Source organism: Flavobacterium sp., from assembly GCF_017744675.1.
In the GTDB taxonomy this organism is placed as follows: domain Bacteria; phylum Bacteroidota; class Bacteroidia; order Flavobacteriales; family Flavobacteriaceae; genus Flavobacterium.
Genome location: NZ_JAGIAV010000001.1, coordinates 489,521 through 511,810 on the forward strand (window position 1 = coordinate 489,521; position 22,290 = coordinate 511,810).

At 37.5% G+C, this 22,290-nt stretch carries 2 protein-coding genes; both read right to left on the reverse strand.

The genetic code is table 11. The features are described from left to right. Positions 1–23: 23 nt before the first annotated feature. Complete coding sequence (locus J7574_RS02165) at positions 24–17,471, reverse strand: T9SS type B sorting domain-containing protein (RefSeq protein WP_290963563.1); 17,448 nt, start codon at positions 17,469–17,471, stop codon at positions 24–26. An 82-nt stretch (positions 17,472–17,553) separates the two neighbouring features. Beyond that, a complete protein-coding gene (locus J7574_RS02170; RefSeq protein ID WP_290963566.1) occupies positions 17,554–22,290 on the reverse strand; it encodes a PorP/SprF family type IX secretion system membrane protein in 4,737 nt (1,578 codons plus the stop codon).

Here is a 22,290-nt window from a genome sequence, read left to right on the forward strand (position 1 = left end):
ACATCATTGGGGCTATAATTTTGTTATCTGTATAAAGTGAAATGTCCAACAAATTCTCTTGGATCTTTCGGATCATTTAATTTAAGAACGTACCAGTAGTCACCTGTTGGCAATTCATTTCCATGATATCTACCATCCCATTTTCCACCAACACGGTATTTCGCTACTACTCTACCATATCTGTCATAGATATCAAATGTTAGTTCTTTGTATGCTAATGCACCACAATCTGGACCTATTGTTGTACCTGTACTACCATTTGGCGTAAAGTAGTTTGGCATACAGAAATCGTAGAATGTACCATGAACTGTTATTGTTTTCTCACAACCATTTTTATCTCTCACAACCACTACATAATCTCCTGTTTTGTAGATTCTATAGCTATTAGATGATGAGAATGGTTCACCATTGAAACTGTACTCGTAAGGAGCAACACCGCCAGAAGCTTGAACCACAATTGTGTTGATGTCTTTACTTTGGTTTGTAATGTCGATTAGACCAACTTCTGCAACAGCATCAACAGTAAAGATTGGAGTTGGAACTTCACATCCGTTAGTATGTCTTGCAACGATGAAGTGATTACCTGCAGGAACATTTGTGAATATGTTGCTAGGCTGGAATACTCCGTTATTGTCTAATGAGTAATCAACATCAGCAGGATTTGTAATCGAAGCATCAACTGTTACTGTCACCATGTTTGCTTGTGCATTGTTCACACAGTCATAAGTTACCTCAGCAATTGGATTAAGAACTACCGATTCTGGCATATTCTCAACAAAATCAACTGGACAACCTTCTGCATCTTTCACATAAACTGTATGTGTTCCACCAGCAAGATTAGTAAAATCAAATATTGTCTGTGTAGCTCCACCTTGAGTAAATGGTCCTTTTGCATTATCTAAGCTTACGCTATAAGGCAATGTACCACCTTTTACTTCAATACTAAATGCACCATCTTTATCTCCGTTACAAACTTCAGGAATCATAGAGTTTGGAACTTCTGTAACGATAACTGGATTAGGCTGTGTAATTTCTACTTCTTGCATTACATAACAACCATTTTCATCTTGAGCAATTACTGTATATTTCCCTGGAGCAAGTCTATCATATGTAGTAGCGAAATCAAACTGATTTAAATCTGGAGATATTGCATACTTGATAGTTCCTGTACCACCTGTTGCAGTAATGACAATTTTACCATTGTTTTCGCCGAAACAAGAAACGTTTGTTGGTGTAAAAATTGCCGTTAAAGCTGTTGCTGGTTCAGTAATTGTAGCATTTGTCGAAGTTGTGAAACAATCTCCACTATCTACTTTTACTTTGTAGGTTCCTATTAAAAGATTTTCGAATCTTCCGTTATTTTGAGGCCCTTTAACTGTATTGCCAGCAGCATCTTGCAAAGTATAGATGTAGTTTCCTAAACCTCCATTTGCCTCAGCAACAATAACTCCTGTAGCTTCGCCCGTACATTTCACAACCGCATTTGTAATATCTAATTCTACTGTTAGTAGAACTAGAGGATCAATTTTAATTTCATTAGAAACAAAACTAATACAGTTATTTGTATCTCTTACATAGTATTGATGTGTTCCTACCGGTACAGCAAATGTTACCGATGAAGCAAATGTACCGATAGTTGTTGCAAAGTTAGGATCTGTACTGTAGCTATATGGAGCTTTTCCTCCTGTCGCACTTAATGTAAGCGTTGATTGTGTGTTACATGTTTGTGAAGAAGCTAATACCAAACTTGGTGTAACTTCTGTTGGCTCTGCAATAATAATATCTGCAGACGTTGCCGCACAATTAAATCCGTCTGTTACTGTTATTGAGTACGTACCAGCACCTAGTCCGTCAAATACATTTGATGGTTGAGGGCCAGAAGATACTATTGTTGAACCAATCACAGTGTTTAATGTGTACATGTAATTGCTTCCTTGTCCTCCTGTTGGTGTTGAAACAGTTATAGTTGCTGTTTTATCTCCATAACAAGATAACATTGTAGCACTTGGAGTCGCAGTAAATGCAATTGGTGTTGGAATTACCAATGTAGCAGTTGTTGTTGCGATACATCCTTTACCATCTTTTACATTGATCGTATAAGTACCAGCAGATAATCCTGTGAAACTATATTGCGTAGAATAATCTACTACAGTTGCACCATTAAGAACTAACTGATATTCGTAGTTACTATCCCATCCACCAGTTGCAGAAGCATAGATTGCACCGTCATTATTACCCGATTTACAAGTAATTTCAGATTTCGTAGCTGTCACTGCTAATTGCGCCGCAGGTTGCTCTATTGTAAACAGAGTAGTTACGGTACAGAATGGATTGTTAACCAATGTAGCGGTAACAGTATACTGACCTGCAGTTAAACTAGAAATTGTAGTTACAGCTCCTGTTGTTGTTCCAGTACTTGGAACTGGCCCAGTAATTACATAATTAAATGCACCCGCTTCGTCCGTTGGAGTTGGCTGTCTATCAACAAAAGTTAATGTCACTTGTCCATCAGCAGTTCCGTAGCAGATTTGGGCACTTGCTGGTACTGCTTTAATTTCAAAAGTGTTTGGATCGTTAACATAGTGTACTTCTTTAATGATACAATTTGTATCTAGGTTAGTTACACTTACTATGTAATTTCCAATTGATAAATTAGTAAAGATACCTGTTGCGTTATTTGGATTACCTGCTACTGTATTTCCAGATGCATCTGTAATAGCATACTGTAAATTTGCAGGTGTTCCTCCAGTTGTAGCAACTGTCACAGTAATATCTTCATTATTGGTACAAGTTATCGCTTTTGTAACATTGATTGTAATATCATCTAAACTAATAAATGGATTAATTACGTAAGTTCCTGCGTTAGTACCCATACATCCGTTGTTATCATAAACATTAACTGTATATGATCCACCTAAATAATCGGTTTCTGTGTAAACATTTCTATCCCCTTTATAAACTACTGCACCATTTCTGATGAATTCGTAGATATAAGTTCCTGAACCACCTGTAACACCACTAATTGTAATAGTCGCAGAATTGCTAGTATTATCAGAAGTACATCCATATTGAACAGGTACTGGGTTAGGAACAACAATTAATGCTGGCTCGATAACTTGAACCAATTTACTGTCAGAACATCCTCTTCCAGAAGTAACTGTAACCGTGTAGCTTCCCGCTTCAAGATTTTCAAATACGTTTTGCGGTTGAGATGGTCTATTTACAGCAACTCCTAACACAGTAGTTCCTGTTAATGTATACGTGTAAATTGGATTATCATTTACCCCTGAACTTGGAGCATCTAAAGTAGCTGTAATAGTACCATTGTTTCCTCCGTTACAAGTTACAGGTGTAGATGTCGCATCAAATCCTGTAACTAAAGTTGCAGCATCTAATTTAAACTCTACGTCTTTTGTACAACCTGTTGTCAAATCTGTAACCACAATTGTATGTGAACCAACTGATAAACCAGAGAATGAAGCTGGAGTGGTTGTTACAGTTGTAGTTCCGTCAATTGTATAACTGTAGTTACCTGTACCGCCTGTAGCTGTAGCACTTACGCTTCCGTCAAAGTTAGCACAAGTTGTTAAGTCTACGATTGTATTTTGAATGTCTAATGGCTCTAAAATAGTTACAGCTGCGTTGAATATGAATTCACATCCGAATCTATCTCTTACTGTTAGATCATACGTTTTAGGAACACTTACCGTAAATGTAAGTCCTGGTTGGAATCCTGAACCAATACTGTATTCAAATGGTCCCATACCAGTTCCAGGTGTAATTACGATATCGTAAGTTCCTGTAGTAGCATTTGGACATTGAGATACCGCTGCTGCTGTAAATCCTGCCGGAAGTGGGTCTGTTATGATATTCACTCTATATGGAACAGAAATACATCCATTAACATCTTTTGCATAAACATCCCAAGCTGGTACAGTTGCGTCTAATTCTCTTGTTGCTAATGCATCAAATGCTCCTGCAGGATCACCTGCGTGAACGAATGAGTATGTATAATCTGGTTTTCCTCCAGTAGCACCAACCGTTACTATTGCTCCTGTTTTACAGTTTGCATTTACATTACTGATAGGATTAACTACGACTACTGTTGGTTGTTTCACTTCTACCATTGCAGTTGCAGTACAACCTGTAGCATTGTCTGTAATATTGATCGTGTACTGACCAAAAGCAAGACCTGTTAAAGGAATAGTTGCCGCTGATGTAGATGTTGATGGAACAAAATTAGCACCATCTTTATCTATTGTATACGTATAACTTCCAGCAAAATCTGAAACTGTGAAAGTTACTTGACCGTCATTTGTTGTATTACAAGTCATATCAGCAATCAATTGACCGTTTACAACAATATTTGTAACTGGTGCGATTGGTAATAATTCTTCGTAAATACATCCGTTAGAATCTGTTACTCTGAACATGTAATCTCCAGGAACTAAACCTGTAAAGGTCGCTGCTACTGTATTATCAGCAGTATTCACTGGGGCATAAGCTGCTGTTGGAGCTCCGTTAAATTCAATAATCTCGAATGTTAAAGCACCTACACCGTTTGTCACAGTTACATCAACTGTACTAGTCGTAGCAATACAAGTTACAACAGAAGCATTGAATGTTAAATCTGTTGGTTTGTTTAGCGGTACAATTGGTACTGTTACTAGAGCGGTTTCACATCCGTTAGCATCTTGTACAGTGTAAGTAACTGATGCAATTGATCCATCATTAACTACTGTAAAAGTATCAGTTGTGTCATAACCTAAACTATTGAAATTATATCTATATGGCGCAGTACCGCCTGCTGCAGTTACAACTATAGAAGTAGTTGTACTACATGTTGTATTTCGAGTAATGGCGTGAATAGCTGTTAATTCAGCTGGTTCAGTAATTACAAATGTCGCTGGCGCCGAAGCACAGTTTTTAGAATCAGTTGCAACTACAGTATATGTTCCTGCAATCAATCCTGTGTAAGTTCCTGTTGCATCTCCAGTCGTGTTAACGATTGGTCCTGTCAATACAAATGTATAAGGAAGACGACCACCTGTTGGAACAACAGTTAAACTTCCGTCATTAAATGTATAACAGCTTACATCGATTTGTGACTTCGTAAGTGTCGGAATTACTGTTGGATTAACCGTTACAGTTGTTGTTATTACAGAACAAGATGGTGTGTTAGTATCTGTAATTACAAAATAGTAATCTCCATCTGTTGATACAGAAGCTGTAAAGTTTCCTGCAACAGCTGTTACAGGTCCCGTAGCAACTCCATTATGATACATTTGATATGTATAAGGTCCTACACCTCCGCTGATTTCAACATCAATAGTTGCATCAATTGGAGCAGCACAATATAGATCTTTAGTTACTGAAGCACTTGCGAGCAATTGTGGCTGAACGATATAGTCTACTTCATCAGTACACCCATTATCGTCAGTTAAAATAATTTTATAAGTTCCTGCAGCTGTAAACGTAGCTGTAGTTCCTGTAATTGCTAAACCATTAACTGTAAATGATTTTACACCATTATAAGTTGTAGATAAAGCATTCAAATCTACTGTTAAGTTTGCACCAACAAAACATTGTTGAGCTGGTAAGTTAAGATTTGGCGCAGCATTAGAAATTACTGTTACTGGTACAGCAACTGAAATACAACCATTTGCATCTTTAACATAAACATCCCAAGTAAGGTCTGTTAAGTTTGTATCTACTACAAGAGCAACAGAAGGATCTGTGAATGTAGTTGGCGTCTGTCCGCTTGCAACTACAGCATAAGTATAACCTGGAGTTCCTCCTGCTACATTTGTAACTGTAATTGTAGAATTGTCTTGAGAACAGAATACTTTGCTAGCACTTGCAGCGAATGTAATTGGTGCTGGCATTGTAATAGTGACATCCGCAGATTTTGAACAAGTCGTTGTAATATCACTAACTGTTACTGTATAAGTACCTGCTTCAAGGCCAGTTAATGTAATAACATCTGCCGCAACAGTTGGCACATTATATGATAATCCAGCTGGGTTAGTTGTTACTGAAATATTATAATTTCCGCTTGCGCTAAAATCTGAAATTGTGAAAGTAGCTGAACCGTTATTATCAGTTCCGTTTGCTGTATTACAACTTACATTGTTTGAAGATGTACGAACAATATCGATTGGAATAACAGGCTCTACTTTATATGGTCTTTCGATAGAACAACCATTGTTATCTGTTACTTTAAATAAGTATGTGTTTGGAGCTAATCCTATGAAAGTGGCATTATTTCCATTGTCTAAAGTTATTGGTGAAATAATTTCATATTTCGCATAAGGAGTATAGCCTCCAGTAACTGTTAACGTAACATCAGCCACATTTGTTGGACAGATTGGAGCTGTTGTTAGTGCAAATGTAATATCTGTTAATGGTTGATATGCAGGAACAACAACGTTACCATTGAATTGACATCCATTAGCATCAATAACATAATAATTAACTGTTTGAGCAGATGTACTAACTGGTACCTGAGTTGTATTATCAGTATAGTATGTTGCACCTCCATCAAAATTAAATCTGTATGGTCCTGTTCCTCCAGTCGCAGTAATTGTTACAACAGCAGGCTGAGCAACATTGCTAGGATTACATGCGTAAGCTGTAATTGCAGGCGTAGCATCTAAAATTGCTGGCTGACCAACAGTATATTGTTTTGTTAAAGTACAACCTCTACCAGATGTAACCGTTATATCATAAACTCCTTGTGGTAAACTAGAGAATACATTACCTGTTTGTACATATCCAGCTGGCGTAGGCGAAATCGCATATGTGTAAGTTGGATTGTCATTTGAAGGCAATAAATTAACTACAATTTTTCCGTTAGTTCCGTTAAAACAAGAAACATTAGTTACAACAGCATCAAATGTTACAGGAGTACCTGCTGGTAAAGTTACCTCTGCTGTTGTTGTACAAAGATTTCCGTTATCGGTCATTGTAATAGTATAAGTATCTGCTCTAAGTCCAGAAATTGTATTTCCTGAAATTACAATACTTGGATGCATTGGCGTAATACTATAGCTATAAGCGTTTGTTCCTCCAGATGGAGTTAATGTTACTACACCGTTGTTAACCACACAACTTGGCAATGCCGTAATTGCAGGAGTTAATTTTAATGGCGCATTAATATTGATAGTCTTAGTATCTGTACAATCATTTCCATCTTTAATGGTAATTGTATGAGATCCTGAACTTAAATTAGTAACAGGGTAAGGCAATCCTGAAATGCTTACAAATACTCCAGTATCCACTTTAATTGAATAAGGACCTACTCCCGCAGCAGTTTCGCTAACAACAACTCCAAAAGCACCTTCAGCAGCACAATTGTCTGCTACACTTAAACTAATTACAGGGCTTGGATCTTTAGCAATTGTTACGCTTAAAGGGAATTCACAATTTTGAGCATCTTTAACAATAATATTCCAGTTTACATCTGCACCTGTTGGTCCTGAATCTAAACTTAATACATTTCCAGCAGCAAAAACTGATGGAGTAGCTGGAGCTACTGCTGAAGCAAATGTGTAAGGTCCTGTTCCACCAGTAACTTTAACAGTTACTTGAGCTGGATCATCACAGTTTGCATTAACATTACTTGTTATACTTGCGTCAAGTGGTTGAGCCGGTTCCGTAATTCTGAAAACTGTGACATTAGAACACAATGATCCGTCATACTCTTTAACATAAAGCGTATAATTTCCAGGTCTTAATCCTGTAAGTGTTCCCGAATACGGAGCACCTGTTAAACCGCTTACAGAACCATTTACTGGTGGAACAATTGCAACGTTTGTAACATTATCTCTAACTTCAAAATCTAGTCTTGTTGCATTATAGTTAGATACTGTGAAATTGATAGTTCCATTAGCAGCACCATTACATGTAACGTTTGTAGTTGTTACGGCATTAATAACTATTGGTGAGATCGTTGGAGTTAATACTTCTAAATAAGAAGGACAACCACCAGCATCAACAACTTCGAAAACGTAAGTTGTATTTTGATCTAAACCTGTAAAGGTATAAGAAGTAGCACTAGTTGGTCCAGATGTTGTTCCTACACCATAAATAGTATAAACAAAGTTTGGTGTACCATCCGTTACATTAACTGTTACAGAAACACCATCTGCACAAGTTGCTCCGGCAATATTACTAGTCAAAGCTAAATAAGGTGGTGGCGCAATTCTTAGTCTATTACTTTCAAATTTACAGCCATTCGCATCGACTACTGTGATATAATAATTCCCAAACATTAATCCTCCGAAATTATGTACAGGAGTTCCTGCTGCACCGCTTTCTGTATAGGTAGCAATTTGTGTCATTGCATTATTATACAAATAGTATGTGTACGGAGCTGTACCTCCAGAAACTACGTTGATATCTAAACTACCTGGAGTAGTTGATTTACAAGTAATTCCATTTTCAACAATATTTGCTACTATTGGAGGAGGGTTATTTAAGGTAATACTATTACGGTACTCACATCCTTTAGCATCTCTTACAACATAGTTATAAGTTCCATAAGCTAAACCTCCGTAAATAGCTAAATTACCGAAAGTAACTCCATTATCTATACTATATTGAAATGGCGCTTGTCCCATTGGATTTGTAAAACGTATTGTACCATCAGTAGAACCGTTACACGTTGGGTCAACTTTTACCATAGTAATAGCAACTGGTACATAATCGCTTACTGTTGCCGTTTTTGTTTGTACTGGACAGCCATTAGCATCTGTAATTTCAAATTGGTATACACCAGCAGTTGACGTAGTGTAAACAAATGAAGTACCTGCAAAAGCAATCGGGGAACCAGTATAAGCACCTGCACCAACTTTCACTCTATAACCAAATGGCGCTGCACCACCAGTTACAGAAACTGCAATTGTAGCATCTGTTGGAGAAGAACAAGTTAAGTCTTTTGTTAAAATAGCGTCAGCTATCATGGCAGCGTTAACTGTAACAGTTGTTGTATTAGTACAGTTATTTGCGTCTCTTACAGTGATAGTATAAGTACCTGCTGATACTGTGAAAGTATTCGCTGGACTTGGTGCTACACCTGTATTAATCGAATAAGTATATGGAGCAACTCCATTTGAACCTACAGCTACAATTTGGAATGTATTTCCTGAAGCTGTACATTGATTCGTAACAGAAGCGCTCACATTTGGAGGAGTGTCTGTTACTAAAGTTAATGGTAAAGTCACCGTACATTCATTTGAATCTTTAATCCAAGCGTACCAAGTAAGCGCTGGATTTAGATTAGCTGAATTTGCTGTATCGTAAGTTCCTGGAACGGTACTACTATTACTGAATGAGTATTGGTATCCAGGTGTTCCTCCTGCAGCTGTAATAGTTACTTTAGCAGTTGGAATATTACAATTTGCATTCACATAAGCTACTGTTCCAGAAAGTGGAGCGGCTGGCTGAGAAATTATAATAGCTGCTGTTGCAACATCACAACGTGTAGTCTCATCTGTAAATACAACAGTATATGTTCCTGGAGCTAAATTAGAAATTGTAAATACAGGAGCTGTTTGACCGGTAACTGGAGTTCCACTATTTAGTGAATAGCTATAAGTACCTGTAAATCCGCTTACATTATAACGGATTGATCCTGTTGAATCACCGTTACAATAAACATCATTTAATTTAGTTGCTGAAGCAATCATAAGTTTTGCTGGAGCAATATTTAATGGGAATGTATCGTAACATCCGCTCGCATCTGTTACTTTGAATACATAATTTCCAGGCGTTAAATTACTAAATGAACCTGTTCCGTTTGATGGCGCCGAAGTTGGGCCAGAAACAATTTGGTATACAAATGGTGCAATACCTGTTCCAGCTGTAACTGTAATTGTTGCTGTACTTGTAGTACTAGCAACAGGAGCACAATAAATTAGACTCGCATTAACAGAAGCAATTACTGGAGGGTTAAGCTTGTTTACAACAATGGATTTTGTTGGCATTATACATCCATTTGCGTCTTTAACAGCATAGTAAATAGTTTGATTATTACCATTATCTACAACTGTAAATGTATTAGACGATGTAAATGATCCATTGTTAAAGCTATACGTATATGGAGCTGTTCCTGTTGTTGGAACAGTAATAGTTACTACTGCAGATTGTTTTGCATTATTAGTATCACACTTGAAACTTGTCGCAGTAGCATTTGTATCTAATACTGTCGGTTGAGAAATCGTAACCGAAGTTGCAGCATTAGTACAGCCTAATGCATCTGTAACTAAGATATCATACGTTCCCGCTGTTAAACCTGTAGTTGTTGCTGTAGTTGAGACTGCAGTTCCACCTCTTGTTACACTATAAGTATAAGGAGCTTTTCCTGATGTTGGTGTAATCGTAATTGATCCTGTATTATTTCCATTACATAGAACGTCAACTTTAGCAGTTGTAATTGTTAATGTAGTTGGTTTTAATGTAACAGTAATGTCTGCTGTTTCTGCATAACAAACTGGATTTGCAGAATCACTTACTCTAAATTTATAAGTACCCGAAGCTGTTGCTACGAAAGGACTTGTAGTTGCAGTGTACCCGCCTCCATTATATGAAACCTGATAACTACGAGTTCCAGTACCACCAGAAGATGCTAAGCTAATCGTCGTATTTGGTGTACAAGTAACATCTGGTACGATTGTCGGAGTAATAGTTAACTGAGGAGCTACAACATAAGTAGTTGGAACATCACAACCGAAACCATCTCTTAAATGTAAAGTGTAAGTTCCAGGAGTTAAGCTAAAGTTAGGTGACTGTTGATAGAAAATTCCATCTTTACTGAAAGTTGGAGTTCCTACATAAGTACCTGTTATTGTAATATTAATTGGTGAGCCTGTATAACATTGTGATGCAGGTGTATCAATTGTTGGAGCATCTTCAGGTAAAATTGAAATTGTTCTTTTTACAATACAACCATTATTATCTTTAACATAAACATCAATTGAAGTAGTAAGAACTGCTGTATCTACTTCTACAGCTGAACCATATCCTGTTGTTGGAACAGTTGATGGACTTGCAGCATAAGCATATTGATATCCAGGAGTTCCTCCTGTTAATCCTGTAAATGTTAAAGTAGCTTTTGTTGTTTTACAATTGATCTTTGTAGCTGTTACATTATAAGTTATAGCTGTAGCAGCACCAATTGTTACAGAAGCTGTATTTGAAGTACAACCTGTAGTAATGTCTTTAACAACCAAAGTATATGTTCCGGCACCTAAACCAGTTACTGTAACAGTATTACCAGTTTTAGTAGCTGTACCTGAATTTGGAGTTAATGTATAAGTAAAGTTTCCTGAACTACTTGGATTACCAATGTTGAAAGTTGCAGTACCGTTTTTTGCATTATAACACAATTCATCTGTTTTTGATCCAGAAACCGTAATAGCTGGAGCAGCATCAATAGTTTTAGAACCTGTTGCTGTACATCCGTTACTATCAGTAACTTTAAATGAATAAGTTCCAGGAACTAATCCTGTAAACACACCTGTGCTATTTGCTGCAGGAGAAGTTGGACCTGCAGTTACAGAATAAGTATATGGTGCAACACCTCCATTAGCTGTTACAGTAAGACTAGTGGATGTAGTGTTACATGTAATAGCAGCAGGTGTCGAAATAGTAAGTCCCGTAGGAGGATTAAACGCAGGAATATTGATTGTTTTTGTATCAATACATCCTTTTGAATCTTTTACAGAGTATGTAATATTTTGTGCACTAGTTGTATTGTTTACAGATAGTGTATTTGTGGCAGTATATGTTGTACTTCCGTTGAAGCTATAACTATAAGTTCCTGAACCTCCAGCACCAGAAACTGTAATTACAGTAGTTGGGCTACAAGATGTATTAGCAGCTGCTACTGCGCTTGCAACAACTGGAGTAGGATTATTTAATGTTATAGTATATATCGGAGAAACGCAACCTTTATTATCTTTTACTTGATAAGTATAAGTTCTAGAATTTACTGCACCTACAAAAGCATTTAAACCAGTAATTGTTGGGCTTGTACCGAAAGTAGTACTTCCGTTAAAGCTATAAGTGTAAGGCGCTCCACCACCACCTGCTGGTATAACGGTAAACTGACCATCAGTTCCATTATTACAGCTAGGGTTTGTTCCATTAGCAGAAGCCGTTGGGTTAGTAATAGGATCTACTACAACTGCATCTGTAAATACAATACATCCTTTTGAGTCTGTTACTCTAAACACATAACTTCCTGCTGAAGATGCTGTATAAACATTAGATGGAATAGTTGTATAAGTAGCACTTCCGTTTACTGATACAGCATAAGTATAAGCACTTGTACCGCCAGTAACCGTAATTGTTATTTCTGCATTATTTGTAATACAATCTAATGGTTTAGTAATATTTCCTTCTGCTTTTAATTCGTTAGCAATAACAATATTAGAAATTGCAGGAGCAGTACAACCATTAGCATCAGTTACAACAATAGAGTGTGTTCCTGGACCAACATTTGCAAATGTATCTGAAAGCTGGCCTGGTGCACCATCTAAACTATAAGAATAAGGTGATTTACCTCCAGAAGCAGTCACCACTAAAGTGGCACGATTAGTTGTATCGTAACATAGGTCAGAGCTACTTGCCAATGTTGCTGTAGGAATTTGCGGTGCAACAACAGATACAGTACTTGAAGCAGGAGAAGAACAAGAACTTGCATCTTGTACTACAACTACATAATTCCCTGTTGCTACATTTGTAAATACGTTATTATTTTGGAAGCCAACTACAACTGTTCCATCTGTACGACGAAGCTCATATTTATAATTTGGAGTTCCACCACTTGCTGTAGCAGTAATCGAAGCCCCCATAGTACAAGTTGGCTGAACCGTTACGTTTGCTGTAGTTGTAAGGGCTACTGGAGCTGTAATTGTTTTAGTGAAAGAGCTTGAACATGTACCAGCATCATCGCTTTTTACAATAATTTTATAAGTACCAGCAGTTAATCCGGTAATTACAAGTGGAGAAACTGTAGCAGTGTTCCAAGTTGCACCATTGTTTAAAGAATATTTGTATCCTGTAGTAGTATTAAAATTTGCAACGTCAATAGAAATACGTCCATCAGAACTATTACTACATGTCAAGTTATCAATAACTGGATCAGATACTGAAAAAGCTTTATTGCTATCAATTACAATTGGGAAATCTTTTTGAGTAATACATGATTTAGGAATCTGACGTACCCAAATGTCGTCAATAACAATATCGTTTCCTGCATAATCTGTACTTCCTGAACGAATTCTAAATGTTAAATTGGTGTTGTTTCCTGGATTTAACGAGATGTTAATTGGCACCCATTTAGTTCTGTTTGGATCATTAGCCGCTTCCGCAATTTTTCCAGTATCTTGAGTAGCTACAACCTGTCCCGCTGAATTGACTAATTCAAATCTAACAATAGGAGCTGCACCGCTAACACCTGTATTTAATAAATTGGCAACGTATAAATCAACCATTACAGGCTGATTTGGTATAACATCAACAATCGGTTTACTGTATAAAATTCCATAAGGCCCTGCTGCAGAACCAATATTTACTAATAAATATCTTCCATTTGCATCTGCTCCATTTGTAGTGTGATCTTTAAAGTGGTACCAAGCAGTATTATCTCTCCAGAAGAAACTAGCAACAGAATATTGGTTATCTTCTACAGAACGAGTTGGTGTTCCATTTAATGAACATGTATAAGGAGGATTAACTCTCTGGTCATTGAAACAGTATGCAGATGCAATACCGGGAGTAGTCGTTGGGGCTCCCGAACCAAAATCTTCAATTAATAAATTACTATAAGTTGGTACTGAAGTCAAATTATATTTTACTGAAATTGTATGAGATCCTGAAGGAACATTAACAAAAACATTTGGCGGTGTATTTGTATTCTTTACATTATCTAAATAGTACTCGTAAGCATAATTATTTCCTCCGCCACTAGTTACCGTAACCGTACTCGTTGCTGTTCCGTTACAGTTAAAAACTGGTGGAGCAACCGCTATAGTCGGATCAGCAGGTTTCGGATCTAAGATAACACCTGGCATGCTATAGATACAGCCTTTTGAATCTTTGATATAAAGTGTATATGTTCCTGGAGCAACATAAGCTTCATTAGAGGTTCCATAATTGATACCTCCATCAAAACTATAAGTATAAGGAGCTGTTCCTCCTTGAGGGTTTGTGATTCTTACTTTACCAAATCCGTTTCCAGAAGGGTCGCAACCAGCCAACTCAGAAACACCCGCTGACGCAGATAAAGCGTTTGCTGGTTGAGTAATTGTAATTGGAGTTGCTGGATCGGTACAAGTTACTCCCGACATGGTATAACGTACTACAACATTATAAGAGCCTGCTGCAACGTTAGGAAATACTGGACTATTGCTAAAAGTTGCGCCATTGTCTATACTATATTCTAAAGTATAGCCATTTGTATTTGTTACATTTACATTTATTTGAGAAGTGCTTCCACTACAGTTTATGTCTGCCGCAGTAACTGTATAAACAGGCTTTGGATTTGCAGTAACTGTAATTGATGTTGTTCCGCTACAGTTATTGGCATCAACAACTGTAATATCATACTTACCTGGTGCTGTTACTACAATCTCATTTGATAATTGGAACGTCGTAGATCCATTTATAAAATGATAATATGGTGCTGTCCCTCCTGTTGTTGTGATAACAATTTTTCCGTTCTGACATGCAGTCAATGGCACTGTTAAAGCAGCCGTCGGATTTAAGCCTGCAGGAACTGGGTTTACCGTAACATTGACAGTTTTGTCACAGGCTGGAGCTGGAGTAGATCCTAATGGACCATTTGTAACTCGAACTCTATAATCTCCTGATGATAAATTTGCAAATGTATAATCTGAACTGGATGTTGGTCCAAAACTATTAACTAAAGTTCCACCACTTGTATAGATGTAATAATAATATTGAGGATCGATATTTTCAGCACCAACTTTTATACTTCCTTTATCATTTTTACATGTTGGTTGTGTAACTGTTGTGCTAATATTTAAATCTCTACTTCTAATCAATATATTAGGTACAGTAAAAATACAAGGATTTGTTGTTACTCCAATTTGTCTAATGTAGACAGTATATGAATTTGGAGAATTGATTGGGAATACATTACTTGTCTGATATGCACTTAATGCTCCGTTAGGATCTGTACTAATTGCATATTCATAACCAGCAGGAACTCCTCCAATTGTAATGCTTCCTGGGGCACCACATATTATATCTTTGTGAGTTTCTGTTGGTGTTAAAGAGTTGGTATATACATTAAAGTAAAAACGGTTGAAACATCCTCCCGCATAATTTAATGTCAAACGGAATTGTCCCGCCTGATTTGCCGTATATCTTTGTCCTGTTGTAACACGAGTCCAAGTACAAGAAGCGCTTTCGTTAGCACAGTTTTGATTTGTTACAGCTGTACAGCTTGCTTCATTTAATTTCTCCCATACAATACTCGTTGCATCAGAAATATTTAATGTAATCTGTCTAGAAGCATTACTACCGCATAAGAAAATATTAGGCAATTTTTTTCCATCATTAGAACAAGTTACAACTTGATCTGCAAAAGGTATTATAGGGTTGTCTACTGTACTACCAAATCTTGTTACAACAAATGATTGATAAATTGATCTACATGGAGCTGCGGCTAAATTGTATACATAATAGGTACCCGGATTTCGTACATTCAATGTTTGTCCTTTACCTATCTGATTTGTTCGTGCTTCATCACTATACCAAGTATAATCTGTATAACCATTAGCAGCAGTCAAATTAATACTGTCACCACAAAGTGTAACATTGTCTGTATACTTACATCCATCAACTCCCACTAAGAAGTTTGTAGCTTTAGGAACTAATATACATCCTGTATTTGTGTTAACACTCGGATCATCAGAAATTGTAAAAGAGGTGTTCTGTGTTCCTTTGTAAGTTGCATATGCAGAGTTATCAATACTATTAGAACAAGCTTCGCTCAACATATGGCAATCTGGTACAACCTGAACTTTAAAGCTAATTATTTTTTCAGGATCACCAACTTTAACTACACTATTATTAACCTTGAAAACAATATTTCTTGTAGCTGCGTCATAACTTTGAATACTTACTCCAGCTGGCAATGGAAGTATATCTGTTGGATAATTAAAAATGATGTTTATAGGCAATTGATCTCTAATCGTAAATGAAGTCGCGTTATCATTACCTGTATTTTTAAAACCAATTTCATAATTCAATTGCTGGCCTAATGTAACATCTTGCCCTCCAATATTTACCCCTTGAGCATTCTTTACAATTTTGGTTAAGACAATCTTTGGTTCGATAATCTCAACGTTAAAAGCATTAAAAAATAATCCGTAACCATCCCCGCTTGTGGTAAGTTTTAACGTTGCAGAGGTATCATTATTTTTAATGACACTTCCACCTGGATATGCTTTAGTCGCCGGGTTTGGCACATTCAAAATACCCGCCTCAAAACCTAGCGTATTACCACTGGCCGGATTTCTATTCGTAAACGGCCCATTAGTGTCGTTAATTGTACTATTAAAAAAGTTATCTACTGGACGTTCAGCAGTAGAAATATCGGTGTTATTAATCGAATACTTATCGCCAGTTATATTAACATCTCCTTCTAAAGCTGCAAATGCCAATTTTGCTTTTACAGTTCCTGTAGGGATTGTTTTAAATCCAGAAATAGTATACGTCACAGGACCACTACTTGCCTGAATCCATCTTAAACCATCAAATGTCGTAATATATTTTGCTGAAGATTTAGGATCTTCATAAACCACAAATAAATTCCAACCCGCAGAAAAACCTCCATTAATTTTACCTCTAGCCGAAATAATATTGGCAACGGTATACTCTCCTTCAGGATTTGCCAAACCTTGTACTAATGACGTCAAATCATAATAATAGGCATAAGGCATTTGATCCCCATTTGAAGTCGAAGGATAATAATCATAAATCAGCTGACCATTAATATCTGTATAAGAAGTCTGATTAGCCAGTTTAATTTTAATAGAGCCTAAATTACTTCTATTAACCGATTTATCATCTATAGATCCTTGGCTATAAATACCTGCCCAATAAAGCCCTGCGTAGACAATTTTATAACATTCCCTACTTCCGCTAGGAATACTTAACGTAGCCGAACTTGAACTGAATGTACTGGCATCATTATCAACATCAACATATCCCATTGTAAGATCATTGTTGTTTTGATTATAGACATTGTAAGCATCATTTGGTCTTTCGTTGGCTTTATTATTATCTCTATTCAAGATATTATTACCAATCAAAAGCATATCACCTTTTAAACTCGTATCAAAACGAGGGGTAAAATTCTTTTGAGCGTTAATAACAAAACTTTGAATACAAAGTAATACAGCTAAAACTAATTTTAAAGTAGTAGGTTTCTTCATGTTTCTATGGTTTCTGTTTAACGGCTGTTTTTAAAGGGGCGTTTAAACAACAGCATATACTCTTTATTTAATTTTTATTTTACTAATTCTCCACTTTTACAATGGCCATTCTTCCATTATACGGTTTATTGCCTTTTGCTTCTAAAGCTTTTGTAGCTTCTTGTAAACCATCAAATTTCTCATAATAGATGTAATACTTACTTGTGGTTACATTATAAAAGAAATTAATATCTGAACGTCCTGCAGCAACTGCTTTTGTTAAGAACTCATCGCGTTTCTCTACACTGTTATGAACCGCAATAATCATATAATAACCGCTATTAGAATTTTTAATATTCTTAATAATCTGCATATTTGACTGCTCTTCACCAAAATCAAAATCACTTGCTTTTAATGGTGTATTACTTAATTTGGTTGTCTCTTTTATTCTCTTAAGAGAGGCAAGATCCTGTGCATATCTTCCTTCGTCATTCTCATAAGCCGCACGTTTAATTCTACGCTTGCGCTCAATTTCGGTCTCTGTTTTAATACGCTCTAAATCGGCAATTAAGGCAGCGCCTTCTCTTTCCATTTTCAACTGAGCCGCTTTTAATTCGTTTATCTTCTCTAGATAAGCTTTATTCAAAGGATCGTCTTTAGGGAACTTTTTAAGTCGTTCGTTATAAAGATTTGTCAACTTCGCTATTTCATTTTTCATGCTGTTATTTGCATCAGCAATCTGAACTTTTAAAGCTTCAATCTGACTATTTTCTGCCGCTACACTCTTAAATGGTTTTGGCTCTCTATAAATCCCTTTTTCACTTAAATCATTCTCCTCTTTTAAATCGCTCAAGTCTTTTTGCTTATTCGCAACCGTTGCTTTAAATTGATCTAACAAATCTGTTTGTACTTTACTTGTACTTTCAACAGATTGAGTTAAGTTTTCAATAGCTTTTCCAGTATCATCTTTTGCTTTTGCAGCCATTGCTGCTGCTTCTGCATCAGCTTTCGCTTTTTCAGCTGCTAATCGCGCCTGACGCTCCTCTTCTTCCTTCAATCGTTTCGTCTCCTCTTCAGCTTTCAATCTTTCTGTTGCTTCTGCATCGGCTTTCGCTTTAGCGTCTGCTAAAAGTTTAGCTTGAAGAGCCTCCATATCCGCTTTTGCTTTAGCATCTGCTGCAAGTTTAGCTTGTAATGCTTCTGCATCTGCTTTCGCTTTGGCGTCAGCCGCTAATTTTGCTTGACGAGCTTCTTCTGCAACTCTAGCTTTTTCCTCCGCCGCTTGCTGCACTTTTAATGCTTCAGCATCCGCTTTTGCTTTGGCATCTGCTGCTAGTTTAGCTTGTAATGCTTCCGCGTCTGCTTTTGCTTTTGCATCTGCCGCTAATTTCGCCTGACGAGCTTGTTCTTCAACTCTAGCTTTTTCTTCAGCTGCTTGTTGCGCTTTTAATGCTTCTGCATCCGCTTTTGCTTTGGCATCTGCAGCCAATTTCGCTTGGCGTGCATCTTCCTCTTCTTGTAATTTTTTAGCTTCTGCTTCTGCCTTCGCTTTTGCCGTAGCTTCTGCGTCTGCTTTTACTTTTGCATCAGCTAATAATTTTGCTTGAAGAGCCTCCATATCCGCTTTTGCTTTTGCATCGGCTGCTAGCTTAGCTTGAAGTGCTTCTGCATCCGCTTTCGCTTTGGCGTCTGCTGCTAATTTTGCTTGACGAGCTTCTTCTTCTACCCTAGCTTTTTCTTCAGCTGCTTGTTTAGCTTGTAATGCTTCAGCATCGGCTTTTGCTTTTGCTTCGGCTGCCAATCTTGCTTTTTCTGCTTCAGCATCCGCTTTCGCTTTAGCATCGGCTGCTAATTTTGCTTGACGGGCTTCTTCTTCTACTCTAGCTTTCTCTTCAGCTGCTTGTTTAGCTTGTAATACTTCCGCATCGGCTTTTGCTTTTGCTTCCGCCGCTAATCTTGCTTTTTCTGCTTCTGCATCCGCTTTTGCTTTCGCATCAGCTGCTAATTTTGCTTGGCGAGCTTCCTCTTCTACTCTAGCTTTTTTTTGTGCTGCTTGTTTCGCTTGAAGAGCTTCAGCATCGGCTTTTGCTTTTGCTTCGGCTGCCAATCTTGCTTTTTCTGCTTCTGCATCCGCTTTCGCTTTTGCCTCTGCCGCTAATCTTGCTTTCTCTGCTTCAGCATCGGCTTTTGCTTTTGCATCTGCTGCCAATTTCGCTTGACGAGCATTTTCCTCTTCTTGTAATTTTTTCGCTTCAGCTTCGGCTTTTGCTTTTGCTGTAGCCTCAGCATCTGCTTTCACTCTTGCGTCAGCTATAAGTTTAGCTTGTAAAGCTTCCATATCGGCTTTTGCTTTCGCATCTGCCGCTAACCTTGCTTTTTCCGCTTCTGCATCAGCGTTAGCTTTTGCTTCGGCTGCCAATCTTATTTTTTCTGCTTCAGCATCAGCTTTTGCTTTTGCATCTGCTTCCAATTTCGCTTTAGCTGCAGCTTCGGCATCTGCTTTGGCTTTTGCGTCTGCTACAAGCTTAGCTTGAAGTGCTTCTGCATCGGCTTTCGCTTTTGCTTCTGCATCCAATTGTGCCTGACGAGCCTCTTCTGCTTGTTTTATTTTCAGTGCTTCAGCATCAGCTTTCGCTTTTAATTCTGCTGCGATAATAGCTTGTCTTGCTTCTTCGTCTGCTTTTGCTTTTGCCTCTGTTGCTAATTTTTCTTTAAGTGCAGCTTCTTCCGCAGCTTTTGCTTTTAAATCTGCTGCTACTTTAGCTTTATTAGCGGCATCAATAGAAGCTTTTGTTTTGGCTTCTGCCGCCGTTTTAGCTTTTGCTTCTGCTGCTAATCTTGCTTGCAAAGCATCTGAATCTGCTTTTGCTTTTGCATCGGCAGCTAATATTGACTGCATATCTGCAGCTTCAGCTTTTGCTTTAGCATCGGCTTTACGTTTTGCTTCTGTGGCATCAGCTTTTGCTTTATTGTCTGCAATTAATTTCAATCTTGCAGCTTCTGCATCTGCCTTAGCTTTTTCTGCAGCTGCTAATCTTGCTTGTCTTGCTGCTTCTGCATCTGCTTTTACTTTTTCAGCTGCTGCTAATCTCATTTTTGCAGCGGCTTCAGAATTTGCTCTTGCTTTTTCTATTGCTAGCTGCGCAGCTGTTTTTTGCTGTGTTGGTGTAGCTGCATTTGCTGCAGCGGCTTTAGCTTTTGCAGCTTCTGCGTCTGCTTTAGCTTTATCAGCAGCAATCATTTTAGCTTGTAATGCTTCTGCGTCTGCCTTAGCTTTAGCGTCAGCAGCTAATTTTATTTTTAATGCTTCTGCATCTGCTTGAGCCTTATCAGCAGCTAACTGCTCTGGAGTTTTTTGCACTCCTGCAGATTTATTTGCAGCGGCTTGTGCTCTTGCAGCGGCAGCGGCATCAACTTTTGCTTTATTATCAGCAGCCAGTTTTATTCTGCGTTCTTCAGCATCTGCTCTAGCTTTATCAGCAGCCAGTTGTGCTTGCGTTTTTTGAGTTTCGGCTACTGCTTTATTCGCAGCAGCGGTTTGTGCTCTTGCTGCAGCCGCGGCATCAGCTTTTGCTTTTGCCTCGGCAGCTAATCTTATTTTAACAGCTTCAGCATCTGCTTTGGCTTTATTATCTGCTTCTAATTTTGCTTTTGCAGCAGCTACAGCATCTGCCTTCGCTTTGTTATCAGCTTCCAATTTAGCTTTTGCTTTTGCTTCGGCATCGGCCTTAACTTTTTCAGCAGCCGCTAATCTCGCTTGTTTTGCTTGAGCATCTGCTTTTGCTTTTTCTTCGGCAATCAATCTATTCTTCTCAGCAATTTCAGCTCTGTTAACCTGAGTCGCTTCCGATTTCGGTTTTGCCGGTACAGATTTCGGTTTTGATGGATCAACCAAAGAACCTTCATCATCATCACCGTAATAGTAATTTCTATTTTTAAACTTATAGGCAATCGCAAATTCATGTGAACCACCTAGATTAGAGAAATTACCCATTCCTCTTTCATAATTATATTCTATAGCAATGCTCGGAGTAATGTTAACTCCAAGACCAGCAGAAACACCATATAATGTGTTATATCCAGCCTGTGCCCATACTCCTTGCTGAAGTGCCAGCATGGCAAGTCCTGAAATAACCGTCTTATCTTTTTTTATTTCTGTTCTAACGATTCCAGAAAATTTACTTCTGTCAAAGAAACCATAACTGTCAATATATCCAGTATACATGGCATGTAATTGAATAGCTCTTTCCGGATCATCTTTTACCATTCCAGATCCAAAATTGTATAACACTAAATTGTTAATAGCTAATCCGAAATCTAAAAATTCTGTACCATAATTAATCCCAGGATTTACGGTCAGTAATGTACTTTTTGGAAAATCTCCTGTTAAAATAGTAGAGTCATCTGATATAATTTTTCCTGTATTAATACCGCTTTGGTAAATACCAAAATTTAAACCAAAAGTCAAGTTACTATCTTGTTCAAGAACAATGTTATGAGCGAAATTGGCAACTCCGCCAAAAACAGTCATAAGACCATAATTTTGTTGAAATAACCCAACTGCAAATGCTTCATTTTCTCTAAAGCGCCCAGAATAATTGGCCAAATACGTCTGCGGAGCATTATCAAATTGAACCCATTGTCTTTTGTTATAGAAACTTACGTATGGATTTGATTCTCTAACAAAACTGAATGTTGGGTTGATTAAATATCTATTAAACTTTAAAGAATTTCGAATAGGTAATGAAAACGAAACAACTCCATCCTCAGAAGCGTTTTGAGAATAGAGTACATTTGACAAACCGTAAAATAACGTGATGAATAGTAACAGTTTCTTCAT

Excerpts from the sequence above, each read along its gene's own strand:
- J7574_RS02170 (WP_290963566.1), bottom strand. The coding sequence starts at position 22,290 with ATGAAGAAACTGTTACTATTCATCACGTTATTTTACGGTTTGTCAAAT.
- J7574_RS02165 (WP_290963563.1), bottom strand. The coding sequence starts at position 17,471 with ATGAAGAAACCTACTACTTTAAAATTAGTTTTAGCTGTATTACTTTGT.